Source organism: Pseudoalteromonas sp. J2K-J979 (assembly GCF_058169715.2).
Genome location: NZ_CM200281.1, coordinates 1,166,316 through 1,179,570, shown reverse-complemented (window position 1 = coordinate 1,179,570; position 13,255 = coordinate 1,166,316). Strand labels below are relative to the sequence as shown.

The window sequence follows — 13,255 nt, the reverse complement described above, 5'->3', positions numbered from 1 at the left end:
AAGGAGCCGTCAGGCTCCTTTTTGATTAATAATAAAACAATTTATTCTGAAGCGGCTTTATCTTGATGAGTGTTTTCGTAAATCAAAATAGGATCTGATTCACCACGGATTACCGTTTCATCAATCACAACCTTGCTGACTTCTTCCATAGAGGGAAGCTCATACATAGTATCAAGCAACACACCTTCAACAATTGAACGTAAACCACGAGCACCGGTCTTGCGTTCCATCGCCTTTTTAGCGATTGCTAGCAAAGCGTCTTCTCTGAATTCAAGCTCAACATCTTCCATCTGGAACAAAGCACCATACTGTTTCGTAAGTGCATTTTTTGGTTCGCTTAAAATTTGAACCAATGCGGCTTCATCGAGTTCAGTTAACGTTGCAACAACAGGTAATCGACCAATAAATTCTGGTATTAAACCGTATTTAACTAAATCTTCAGGCTCGACGTCTTTAAACGACTCACTAATTGTGCGTTCTGCTGCCGATGATTTAACATCAACACCAAAACCGATCCCTGTATTTTTAGTACTGCGTTGCTCTATCACTTTATCTAATCCGGCAAAGGCACCACCACAAATAAACAAGATTTTTGAAGTATCAACTTGCAAAAATTCTTGCTGTGGGTGCTTACGACCCCCTTGTGGAGGAACAGATGCGACTGTACCTTCGATCAGTTTTAATAAGGCTTGTTGTACGCCTTCGCCTGATACATCACGTGTAATCGATGGGTTGTCAGATTTACGCGAAATCTTATCGATTTCATCAATATAAACAATACCGCGCTGCGCTTTTTCAACATCATAATCACACTTTTGCAAGAGCTTTTGAATGATGTTTTCGACATCTTCGCCAACATAACCTGCTTCAGTTAATGTTGTGGCATCAGCCATTGTAAAAGGAACATCAAGTAATTTTGCCATAGTCTCTGCGAGCAATGTTTTACCACTCCCCGTTGGACCAATTAGTAAAATATTACTTTTACCTAATTCGATATTTGATGAGCGATCTTGATTTTTCAAGCGCTTATAGTGGTTATATACCGCGACAGATAACACTTTTTTAGCATGATCTTGACCGATTACATAATCATCAAGATGGCTGCGAATTTCTTTTGGAGCCGGCAATTTTTCTGCCGTACTTGCTTTAGGTGCGATGTCTTTGATCTCTTCCCTGATGATATCATTGCATAACTCAACGCATTCATCACATATATAGACCGAAGGACCAGCAATCAGCTTGCGTACTTCATGTTGGCTTTTACCGCAGAAGGAGCAATATAATAGTTTGCTGCTCTTGTCGCCGTCAGTACGATTATCGGACATTAAGCTACCTCATTCATTGCTATTTACTATCCTATAGCAGTAAATAGTCTGGTTAACAAACTTACTTTAAATCTCGCTGAGTTAATACTGCATCAACTATGCCATATTCCACAGCTTGCGCTCCACTCATAAAATTATCGCGGTCTGTATCATTCGCGATAACATCGTATGGTTGGCCTGTATGTTCTGCAAGTAAGCGATTTAATTTTTCTTTTATCGATAAGATTTCACGGGCATGAATTTCAAAATCTGAAGCTTGACCTTGGAAGCCTCCAAGTGGCTGGTGAATCATGACGCGCGAATTGGGTAAACAAAAACGTTTACCTTTTGTGCCACCTGATAATAAAAATGCGCCCATACTGGCCGCTTGCCCCATACACACAGTGCTGACATTAGGTTTAATAAAATTCATCGTATCGTAAATTGCCATACCTGCAGTTACAGAACCACCCGGTGAATTAATGTAGATGAAGATATCTTTTTCAGGATTCTCTGACTCTAAAAACAGAAGCTGCGCCACAATCAAGTTGGCCATGTGGTCTTCAACTTGCCCTGTTAAAAAGATAACGCGCTCTTTTAACAGTCGCGAATAAATATCATATGAGCGCTCACCTTTAGCTGTTTGTTCAACAACCATCGGGACTAATGCGTTTAGGGGATCTGTCACACTATTTAACATTATTATAGATTTCCGTATTCGCTGAGATTATACCATTCATAGTAAAATGGCCCGAGTATCACCAAAACTAGTGTTACACGAGCCATTTAAACTTTTGCAGAGTTTTAAGTCAATGACTTATTGTGCTGCTTGCGGATTCATAATGTCATCAAATGCCGCATTTACTTCTGCAACTGTTGCAGCAGCAAGGATAGTCTCAACTGCTTGCTCTTCCATTGCTACATTTTGCATTTGTTGCATTAATTCATTATTAGATTTGTAATACTCAACAACTTCTGTTGGATCTTCATAAGCAGAAGCGACTGTCGCGATCAGTGCTTCAACTTTAGCATCATCAACTTTGATTTCATTTGCTTTAATTACTTGGCCTAGTAATAAACCTGTTTTAACACGCTTAGCTGCTTGCTCTTGAAAAAGCTCAGCTGGAAGCTCAGGCATGTTTTGAGCGTTACCACCAAAACGTTGTGCTGCTTGCTGACGAAGTGCATCAATTTCTTGAGATACAAGTGCAGAAGGTGCATCAACATCATTCGTTTCAAGTAAACCAGCAATCACTTGCTCTTTAACTTTACCTTTGATTGCTTGCTCAAGTTCACGAGTCATGTTGCGCTTAACTTCTTCTTTAAGTGCATCAACGCCGCCTTCAGCTACACCGAACAGTGCTGCGAATTCTTCGTTTAACTCTGGTAATTGCTGCACTTCAACTTTCTTCACTGTGATAGTGAATTGTGCCGCTTTACCTTTTAAGTTTTCTGCATGGTATTCTTCAGGGAAAGTAACATCAGCTACGACTTCTTCGCCTGCTTTCTTACCTAAGATATTATCTTCAAAACCTGGGATCATACGACCTTGACCAAGCTCTAATGGGAAATCTTCAGCTTTACCGCCTTCGAATACTTCACCATCGATAGTACCTACAAAATCAATTGTTACACGGTCATTTTCAGCTGACACTGCATCTGATTCAGCCCAGCTAGCATGTTGCTTGCGTAATGTTTCAAGCATTTTTGCAAGATCAGCATCAGTTACTTCAACAACTGGCTTTTCAACATTGATTTTTTCTAAGTCTTTAATCTCAACTTCTGGATAAACTTCAAAAGTTGCAGAGAATTCTAAGTCTTTACCTGCTTCTAATGCTTTAGGAGCAAAAGTAGGAGCACCTGCTGGGTTTAATTTCTCAGCGATCACTGCTTCGTAGTATTTACGCTGCATTAACTCGCCCGCCACTTCTTGACGAACTGCGGTACCGTAACGCTTATTAATGATTGACACAGGTACTTTACCTGGACGGAAACCATCAATGCGTTGAGTTTTTGATAGTTGTTGTAAGCGTTTTTTTACTTCAGAGTCAATGTTCTCAGCTGGAACAGTGATGGTCAGACGGCGCTCAAGGCCCTGAGTCGTCTCAACAGAAACTTGCATGATTTACCTCAATCTTCGTATTTTTGGCGTAGAAACGCCTTCCTTAAACACAATGGCAAGCACTGTGCTCACGCCCGATGGACGCATTCTTATTAAACAAATAGACGCGGCATTATAACGTAATATTTGCTTTAGTCGAGTATAGGAATTAATTATTTAAGCTAACTAGTTAAATTTTTGAAATATAGGAATTAATTAAAAAAGATACGAGAGATAGGAATAGATTAAAACTGGTCGGCGATGCAGGATTTGAACCTGCGACCCCTTGGACCCAAACCAAGTGCGCTACCAAACTGCGCTAATCGCCGAACATAAGGATATGATGAGAAAGTGGTCGGCGATGCAGGATTTGAACCTGCGACCCCTTGGACCCAAACCAAGTGCGCTACCAAACTGCGCTAATCGCCGAACTGAATTTTCATTTTAAAATGTTGTGTGAATGGGGTGGCTGATGGGGATCGAACCCACGACAACCGGAATCACAATCCGGGGCTCTACCAACTGAGCTACAGTCACCGCTACACAAAAATGGCGCACCCGGAAGGATTCGAACCTTCGACCCACGCCTTAGAAGGGCGTTGCTCTATCCAGCTGAGCTACGGGCGCATCTTACTTCGCAAGTGCTTAAAGTGGTCGGCGATGCAGGATTTGAACCTGCGACCCCTTGGACCCAAACCAAGTGCGCTACCAAACTGCGCTAATCGCCGATACTTCTGTTATAACTGAGCACTGCTCTGTGACAACGGGGTGCATAATAGTGATTTGGCTGGTTCAGGTCAAACACTTTTTCAATAAAAAAATTCAAGTGCTTAATTTTAAAGCAGAGTGCTGATTTTTTATAGCTTTTGTGTATTTAAACATCAAAACTTTTCATATCTACTTAATGCTAACTTGGCGTACAAGTCCTTTCATGAGAAAATGCGATTTGCTCTAGTAATAACCCAATTTTAAAAGGTCAACCATGACGGCAAACATCATCGATGGTAAGGCGATTGCAAAACAGGTTCGAACATCTGTTGCGCAACGTGTGGAACAACGACTAGCAAAGGGGCTTCGCGCACCTGGCCTAGCTGTTGTATTGGTCGGCGCAGATCCTGCGTCACAAGTTTACGTAGGTTCAAAACGTAAAGCATGTGAAGAAGTCGGCTTTGTATCTAAATCTTATGACTTACCCGGCGATACATCAGAACAGCAACTATTAGAGCTTGTTAATACTCTTAATACCGACCCAGAAGTCGATGGCATTCTTGTACAATTACCCCTACCTGCAGGACTAGATGCCGAGAAAATCCTAGAAAGTATTACACCTCTAAAAGACGTAGATGGTTTTCATCCATATAATATTGGTCGATTAGCACAACGTATGCCTGCTCTGCGGCCTTGTACGCCAAAGGGTATTATTACCTTATTAGATTCTACTGGCGTTCGTTATAAAGGTATGGATGCGGTCGTTGTTGGTGCATCAAACATCGTTGGCCGCCCGATGGCACTTGAATTATTATTGGCTGGTTGTACTACGACGGTCTGCCATAAGTTTACACAAAATCTTGAAGAGCATGTACGACGTGCAGATTTAGTGGTTGTAGCAGTCGGTAAACCCGCATTTATTCCTGGCGAATGGATCAAAGAAGGCGCAATCGTTATCGATGTCGGTATCAATCGCTTAGAAGATGGTAAATTAGTCGGTGATGTTGCCTACCAAGCAGCTGAACAACGCGCGAGTTTCATTACACCTGTTCCAGGTGGTGTTGGACCCATGACTGTAGCGAGTTTAATCGAAAATACATTAGAAGCATGTGAAAATTACCACAGTTAATTCTCATATCTAAATGAATAAAAAACGCGAATGACCTTTTTGGTAATTCGCGTTTTTTATGGCTCTATCGCTACGTTTCAAGACTAATAACTCGTCGTCATCACGTGTTTGGCATTTAATACCCCATAACAAATTGACACTAACGAGTTAATTTACTCATTAACCTTTCAGCTTCTTGTTGAACTTCTTCAGGCCCATTATTAATCACATCTTGCACCGCTCTACGGGCGTTTTCTAGATCTTCAATTTCAAGATAAGCGCGAGCTAAATCTAATTTGGCAGAAAACCCACCGCTCTCGTTATCAACATCTAATCCTTCTTCATCTGCAAGGAGCTGATCAAACTCACCCAGACCGACGTCCATACTCACTTTATCATATGGTTCCTCTTCCGGAATTTGATCGTCACTCTCTTCAAGTAGCTGTTCAATATCAAGATAATCCCCATCATCGTTCAGATCATCTTCAAGATCTGCTAATGGCTCATCATCGAGACTTTCCTCTGCTAATAGGTTATCAAAATCGAGTTCGAACGCTTCATTATCAATCTCATCATCATCGCCAAGTTCACTTAGCAATGAGTCAAAGTCTGCATGTTCTAAAGAGTCAATCAAATCGGCTTCTAGCGGGATCTCATCTAACTCATCCTCAATAAGGGGCGATTCTTCTACTGATTCATTCAGTAAGCTATTAAGTGCATCATCACGCTCGGTCTCGCTGTCACTCAATTGTTGCTCTGTACTTAGTAAATCGGCTTCTAAATCAGCAATTGATTGCCCTTGCTCTGCGAGATCATCAAATGCGTCTCCTAAATCGGTAAATTCATCGTCTGCATCTTCATCAAGCGCTAAATCGTCATCTAATTCTGTCAATGACTCTGGTTGTGCTAATGATTGAGCGAGATCCCGCTCCGTTTGTGAAGTATCAACCCCACCTATTTCTAATTCAGCTAATGCATCATCGAGCTCTAGCTCAGGGTATTCTTCTAACTCGATGCTAGGGGTGTCAGCATGATCTTGTTCTAACTGCTCATCGAAATTAAAATCTAAGTCGTTTTCAGTTTCTAGCTCAAGGTCAACATCTTCGAGCTGAATATCTTCATCGGCTAAAATATCATTCGCATCCAGAAGGGGATCATCGCCCAAATCAATATCATCAAGTTCAGCAGCTAATTCGAAAGAGTCGACATCTGTTGCTTCAAAATTATCTGTATTTTGATAAGGTGTTTGAGGTTCAAGGTCATTTAGCTCCCCCGTTGATTTTTCAGTTGGTAATTCTTCACTGCCATTAGCGCCATCCAACGGGTCATCTAAATCATCAGATTCTTCAATAGGATCTGGGGTGACTTCGGCAGCTTCTTCAGAATCGATTACATCATCAACATCTGAGCCTTCAATTTCAGAAGCCAAGTCGTCTAATTCGTCTGCTGGTTCAGCAAGTGTTTCATCTTCTGTGCTCGGCTCGGCACTGTCGAGATCTAAGCCATCCAACAGACCATCTAAATCGTCAGACTCATCAAAAGGCTCTGGGGTGACTTCGGCAGCTATCTCTTCAGAGTCGATTACATCATCAACATCTGAGCCTTCAATTTCAGAATCTTCCATTTCAGAAATTAAGTCATCTAATTCGTCTGCTGGATCAACAAGTTTTTCATCTTCTGTACTTTGTTCGGCACCGTCGAGATCTAAGTCATCCAACAAACCATCTAAATCATCAGACTCATCAAGAGGCTCTGGGGTGACTTCGGCTGCTACTTCAGAGTCGATTACATCATCAACATCCGAACCTTCAATTTCAGAATTTTCCATTTCAGAAATTAAGTCATCTAATTCGTCTGCTGGATCAGCTAGCGTTTCATCTTCTGTACTTTGTTCGGCACCGTCGAGATCTAAGTCATCCAACAAACCATCTAAATCCTCTGACTCAACGGAGGCTTCTGCAGCTATCTCTTCAGAGTCGATTACATCATCAACATCTGAGCCTTCAATTTCAGAAACTTCAATTTCAGAACCCAAGTCGTCTAATTCGTCTGCTGGATCAGCAAGTGTTTCATCTTCTATGCTCGGCTCGACACCGTCGAGATCTAAGTCAGCCAACTGATTATCTAAATCGTCTGGCTCATTAATAGGCTCTGGGGAGGCTTCGGCTGCTATCTCTTCAGAGTCGATTACATTATCAACCTCATCAGAACCTTCAATTTCGGAATCTTCCATTTCAGAAATTAAGTCATCTAATTCGTCTGCTGGATCAGCTAGTGTTTCATCTTCTGTACTTTGTTCGGCACCGTTGAGATCTAAGTCATCCAACAGACCATCTAAACCATCCGATCCTTCAATATCAGAAACTAAGTCTTCTAATTCGTCTGCTGGAGCATCGAGTGAATCGTCTTCTGTACTTTGCTCGGTACTGTTGAGATCTAAGTCATCCAACAGGCCGTCTAAATCATCATCTGCACCTTGCTCAACTTCATCCTCAGCTAGTAATGCATCAATGTCATTGAGTGCATCACTGGTATTTTCACTTTCTTTATCAGGTACCACTGAGTCAGGTGCACTATTGACTTCCGCAAGCATTGCATCAATGTCATCTAAGTCATCAAGCGCTGAGTCATCACCGTCAAAACTGCTATTTAATAAATCATCAACTTCATCATCTGACGCAATACCTTTAGTCGGGGCGCTATCAAGCAAAGCATCAATATCATCACCAGCGACCACGTCATTGGGCGCACTTAGCTCATCCATCAATCCATCGATATCGTCTTCTTTTACAGCATCATCTGGTTCGAGTTCTTCTGGAATATCAATTTCAATGTCGGTATCTGATGACAAATCATCATCAGCTGGGGTATCAAAATCTTGCTGCAGTAATGCATCAATATCATCATCGGCTAAAATATCAGTGCTCGCCTCTGCCTCAGGTAAATCAGGCACAAGATCATCTAATTCGTCTGAGCCATCATCAAAAACGAGATCATCACTTAACAGACCATCCAGTTCATCTTGATTCAGTAACGAGTCGCCATCCATATCGTCGATATCAAGTTCTGGCTCATCTTCCTCATATAGAATATCATCCGGTTCAGGTAGCATATCATCACTATCGAGCTCATCATCCAACCGAATAGAATCATCAAGCAAATCATCTAAACTATCATCCGTCAGATTATCATCTGTTAAGCTGTCATCCATCGACATTAAGTCAGGAGTAGAGTCAACTTCAAATGGCGGTGGAGGCGGTGCGGGTGCTAAAGGTGCGGGCGTATCAAACAATGGTTCAGGCTCTGACTCATCTTTGTTGCGATTACGAACAAACAAGAATCCCCCCACAATGATGAGAATCGCCGGAATACTCGAAAACAAAGCAATATAAAGTGGATCTGAAAACACTTTACCCCAATCAGTACCTTGCTCTTCTTGAGCTAACTTTGCCTTTTGCATTGCTATTTCTTCATTTTGCAATGCCAACATTTCACGCAGCTGTTGTTGAATTTGACTATCATTGCCAAGCTGAGCTTTGACGAGCTCTAATTCTTGAGAAATGAGTTCAAGTTGCGATTTTAGCTTGTTGTTTTCAGCTAAAATTGCTTCAGCATTATCGACAGAAGATTTAAATTTTTGTTGTAAGTCAACGAGGTTTTCACTTTGGGTTTGCTTTAATTCATTCAGTTCTTTTTTAATCTCAAGTTTGGCTTCTTCAACATCAGATTGTCGCGCTTGGGTAACTTTCTTTTCGACTAGGTTAATTTCTGATGATTCAAGTGTGCCACTTTTCTTTTTTTCCCACAGTTCATCGTCTTGATCTGACTTTTGCCTAGCAAGCTCTGGCTCGATACTGCGGATCTCTCCTATTGAGGGGATTTTTAAATAAGCACCATCCCGGATGTGATTAATATTTTTATCGAGGAAAGAGTCTGGATTTTTTTCATACAGCGCTTGCATCACCTGGTAAATTGTCACTGAGTTATCAGGTCTAATTTTAACTGCGATCCGCCAAAGCGTATCACTCGACTTTACCGGCCCATACGCTCGGCCCTGCTCGCCATAATCAACCCCTTTCGGGCCTTTTAAACGAGTGCTTTCATCAGCTGAACTTAATGGCATAAGTAATACTGACAATAAAAGTAAAATTGAGGATAAACCGCGCATGCTATTCCTTTACTTTCTAAAATATATTTATGTATTGAACTGAAAATACACAAACTTGGTTATTATAATTTTGCAAGCTTTGTTCCAATGTCAAACTATAAACCAGATGATCATGAATATCCATTGAAAGACTTTAAAAATGAACACGTTAGATATTAAATAAATATTTATAGAGCAAAAATAACAAATTAGCTTAACTGTCATTTTCATCCTACAGCGGCAATAGTTGGCACAACTTTAATTTTATGGGCCTAAAAATAATAAAACAGGCTCACTGGCCTGTTTTAATTTATTTACCCACAATAGGCTTAACTTAATGCTAAACCTACTCGATTTGAGTTAATTTAAAGGTATGCTTCTATTAACTTTTCAGCAATTTGTACACTATTGGTAGCCGCACCTTTTCGCGTGTTATCCGATACCACCCACAAATTTAATCCTTGTGGATGACTAATATCGGCTCTTAAACGGCCAACATAGACAGTATCATTCCCACTTGCATCACTCACTGCGGTTGGATAGTCCTGATCATCTTCAATCAACTCAACCCCAGGCGCATCACGTAATAATGACTTTACATGCTCAAGATCATACGGCATACGCGTTTCTAAATGTATCGCTTCAGAATGACCAAAAAATACGGGAACTCTGACAGCTGTAGGATTAACAGCAACAGTTGAATCACCGAGGATTTTTTGAGTCTCATTGACAATTTTCATCTCTTCTTTGGTGTAACCATTATCTGTAAATTCATCAATTTGAGGGATCACATTGAACGCGATTTGTTTCGGAAATACTTGATTATCCATTGGACGAGCATTCATTAGATTTGCCGTTTGCTTTGCTAATTCATCTACGGCCTCTTTTCCTGCACCCGAGACAGCTTGGTATGTGCATACATTAATGCGATCTATTCCATATACATCATAGATAGGCTTCACTACGAGCATCATCTGAATGGTTGAACAATTTGGATTAGCGATAATGTTGCGATTACGGTAGTCTTCTAAACTGTGCGGGTTCACTTCAGGAACCACCAATGGGATCTCAAAATCATTTCGAAAAGCTGATGAATTATCAATGACAACACAACCTGCATCAGCAGCGATCGATGCATATTTGAGAGAAGCTTCACTGCCAGCTGAAAAGATAGCAATATGTGCTTGGCTAAAATCAAATAACTCGACATCTTGCACTTCTATCTCTTGCCCTTGGAATTTGATATCTTCACCTGCGCTTCGGCTGCTTGCCAACGGGTATAACGATCCAACAGGAAATTTACGATCCGCTAAAGTTTCAATAATTTGACGGCCTACCAGGCCTGTAGCACCTAATATAGCTACATTGTATTGTTGAGACATAATGAAAATACCTTATTTTAGTAACGCTGCATTGCCAATAGTAAACCCTAACTCAGACAACATTAAAGCTTGCTCATTCGACGCGCACTCTAGGGTTAAAGCAGAAAACTCACGGCGAATGGGGTAATTTTTACGTAAGAAGTCAAAGCCCTTCTTTTGTAATTCGGCGCGCACAATACCATCATCTCGTCGAATATCATAAACACTATGCACTAACTGCGGCAGGTTTTTAATATCAAATGAGGGAGATAACGTCATATTGGTTATCGCGGTGATCGGTAAAAAATCTTTTAACTGTAATGGGGCTGGGCAGTCTATCAACTCGCTCAACGCTTGATACAGCATTTGAGTGCCCCGAGCTTTGCCTTCAAGGGTATGACCTGCAATATGGACTGAAGCAATCTCAACTTTATCTAAAAGTTGTTCGTTGATAATTGGCTCATTTTCCCATACATCGAGCACAACATGATGATCATGATCACCAAACAGATAAGTATTCAGCGCATCATTATCGATAACATCACCGCGGCTCGCATTAATAATAATCGCGTTCGGTTTAAGCAAGTTAAGTGCCTGCTTATTTAATAAATGTCTCGTCGCATGTGGACCACCTTTAATCAAGGGGACATGAAAACTAATAATATCTGCATGCTGATATAAGTATGTGAGTTCAACAAATTGAAGATCTGGGTGTTGCTCTTGTACAAATGGGTCACACAATAGCGTGTTTATTCCGATTGCCTTTAATTTCCGGTGCAAGCGAATACCGATATTCCCCAGCCCGACAATTCCGACAACTTTACTGTCTAATTCAAAATGATGCTGCTGAGACAAGGCACAAATAGCACTAATCACAAACTCAGCCACTGCGACAGCATTACAACCAGGCGCATTTGTAAAGGCGATATTACGTTTAGCCAGCGCACTTTGGTCTACATGATCTGTACCGATCGTAGCGGTACCCACAAATTTGAGCTGTTCAGCAAATTGCAGCATTTCTTCATTAATTGAGGTCACTGAACGAATAAGTAAAACATCAACGCCCTTTAGCTGCTCAGCCGTTAAAGAGCGACCATCAAAACGCGAAACGTCACCAAAGTGAGCAAAATACTCTTCTACCAATGGCATGTTTTGATCGGCTAAAATCTTCATTAAAATGTCCTTTATGTGAGTATCATGTCATTGTAACGGAGATAGGCAAACGACACAGCCTTTTAAATAACAAAAAAGACCGCTCTAGGCGGCCTTTTTATTGGTATAAAAACGCAAATTAGCCTTTATACTTTTGCATAACTAACGTGGCATTCGTACCACCAAAACCAAAGCTATTTGACATAACTGTGTTGAGTGCAACATCGCGTTTCTCTGTCACAATATCTAAACCAACCGCTTGTTCATCAAGTTCATCAATATTAATTGATGGCGCAACAAAGCCATTTTCAAGCATTAGCAGCGAATAAATTGCTTCGTGCACACCCGCAGCACCTAAGGCATGACCTGTCATCGCCTTAGTCGCGCTGATTGCAGGCGATTTACCACCAAAGACCTCTTGAATGGCACCTAATTCTTTCACATCACCTACAGGAGTTGATGTGCCGTGAGTATTGAGATAATCAATTGGGCCTTCAACATTCGCCATAGCTTGCTGCATACAACGCACCGCACCTTCACCTGAAGGTGCAACCATGTCATAACCATCAGATGTCGCGCCATAACCAACAATTTCAGCGTAGATGTGCGCGCCACGAGCAAGTGCATGCTCTAACTCTTCAACAACAACAATTCCGCCACCACCAGAAATAACAAACCCATCACGGTTTGCATCATATGTACGTGAGGCTTTCTCTGGGGTTTCGTTATATTTAGTCGACAGTGCACCCATAGCATCAAATTCCATCGCCAGTGTCCAGTGAAGCTCTTCACCACCACCAGCAAATACGACATCTTGCTTACCTAACTGGATTTGCTCAACAGCATTTCCAATACAATGTGCTGAAGTCGCACAAGCAGAACTGATCGAATAGTTTACGCCTTTAATTTTAAATGGCGTAGCTAAACACGCTGAAGCCGTACTGGCCATCGTACGCGGAACCATATACGGACCGACGCGCTTAACGCCTTTTTCACGTAAAATGTCAGCAGCATCTACTTGATGTTTTGATGAGCCACCACCTGAGCCAACCACAAGGCCGGTACGAGGATTTGAGACTTGCTCTTCACTTAAGCCTGAGTCTTCAATAGCTTGTGCCATTGCAATATACGAATATGCCGCAGCATCACCCATAAAGCGTAACGCTTTACGATCGACAAAATCAGCCACATTAATGTCGACTGCACCACACACTTGGCTACGAAGTTTGTATTGTGCAAACTCTTCGTTGTATTTAATACCTGAACGACCAGCTTGAAGAGATTCTAGTACTTGCTGTTTATCATTACCGATACTAGAAACAATACCGATCCCCGTAATTACGGCTCTTTTCATGGGAGTTCCCTTAGTTACAA

Annotated in this window: 8 protein-coding genes and 5 tRNA genes; 1 reads left to right on the top strand and 12 read right to left on the bottom strand. The window is 41.4% G+C overall.

What is annotated here, in order from left to right; translation table 11 throughout:
• Positions 1–41 precede the first annotated feature (41 nt).
• The 8 genes from clpX to AC3KVK_RS05485 form a co-directional block, all read right to left on the bottom strand.
• Positions 42–1,325 (bottom strand): ATP-dependent protease ATP-binding subunit ClpX, encoded by a 1,284-nt coding sequence (gene clpX, locus AC3KVK_RS05520; protein ID WP_490313058.1) that lies wholly within the window; start codon positions 1,323–1,325, stop codon positions 42–44.
• A gap of 61 nt (positions 1,326–1,386) precedes the next feature.
• Positions 1,387–2,004: an ATP-dependent Clp endopeptidase proteolytic subunit ClpP gene (gene clpP / locus AC3KVK_RS05515; RefSeq protein WP_086743741.1), complete on the bottom strand. Its 618-nt coding sequence runs from the start codon at positions 2,002–2,004 to the stop codon at positions 1,387–1,389.
• Between the two features lie 117 nt (positions 2,005–2,121).
• Complete coding sequence (tig, locus tag AC3KVK_RS05510; protein WP_490313057.1) at positions 2,122–3,426, bottom strand: trigger factor; 1,305 nt, start codon at positions 3,424–3,426, stop codon at positions 2,122–2,124.
• 231 nt (positions 3,427–3,657) lie between these two features.
• A tRNA-Pro gene (locus AC3KVK_RS05505) sits at positions 3,658–3,734 on the bottom strand.
• 23 nt (positions 3,735–3,757) lie between these two features.
• A tRNA-Pro gene (locus AC3KVK_RS05500) sits at positions 3,758–3,834 on the bottom strand.
• A 32-nt stretch (positions 3,835–3,866) separates the two neighbouring features.
• Positions 3,867–3,942: transfer RNA gene (locus tag AC3KVK_RS05495), tRNA-His, on the bottom strand.
• Positions 3,943–3,955: 13 nt separating this feature from the next.
• Positions 3,956–4,032 (bottom strand) — tRNA-Arg (locus tag AC3KVK_RS05490).
• A gap of 24 nt (positions 4,033–4,056) precedes the next feature.
• Positions 4,057–4,133 (bottom strand) — tRNA-Pro (locus AC3KVK_RS05485).
• Between the two features lie 254 nt (positions 4,134–4,387).
• Between AC3KVK_RS05485 and folD the strand changes: the two genes are divergently transcribed.
• On the top strand, positions 4,388–5,242 hold the full coding sequence (gene folD / locus AC3KVK_RS05480; protein WP_490313313.1) for a bifunctional methylenetetrahydrofolate dehydrogenase/methenyltetrahydrofolate cyclohydrolase FolD: 855 nt from the start codon (positions 4,388–4,390) through the stop codon (positions 5,240–5,242).
• A gap of 139 nt (positions 5,243–5,381) precedes the next feature.
• Here the strand turns inward: folD and AC3KVK_RS05475 are convergent, their stop codons facing one another.
• The 4 genes from AC3KVK_RS05475 to fabB all read right to left on the bottom strand — a co-directional run bounded on the left by AC3KVK_RS05475 (position 5,382) and on the right by fabB (position 13,235).
• The gene (locus AC3KVK_RS05475; protein WP_490313312.1) at positions 5,382–9,389 is read right to left on the bottom strand and encodes a FimV/HubP family polar landmark protein; all 4,008 of its coding nucleotides are present in this window, start codon (positions 9,387–9,389) and stop codon (positions 5,382–5,384) included.
• Positions 9,390–9,733: 344 nt separating this feature from the next.
• Positions 9,734–10,750: an aspartate-semialdehyde dehydrogenase gene (locus tag AC3KVK_RS05470; protein ID WP_490313311.1), complete on the bottom strand. Its 1,017-nt coding sequence runs from the start codon at positions 10,748–10,750 to the stop codon at positions 9,734–9,736.
• Between the two features lie 12 nt (positions 10,751–10,762).
• Positions 10,763–11,902 (bottom strand): 4-phosphoerythronate dehydrogenase, encoded by a 1,140-nt coding sequence (locus AC3KVK_RS05465; protein ID WP_490313310.1) that lies wholly within the window; start codon positions 11,900–11,902, stop codon positions 10,763–10,765.
• A 118-nt stretch (positions 11,903–12,020) separates the two neighbouring features.
• On the bottom strand, positions 12,021–13,235 hold the full coding sequence (gene fabB / locus AC3KVK_RS05460) for a beta-ketoacyl-ACP synthase I (protein ID WP_490313309.1): 1,215 nt from the start codon (positions 13,233–13,235) through the stop codon (positions 12,021–12,023).
• Between the last annotated feature and the right edge of the window lie 20 nt (positions 13,236–13,255).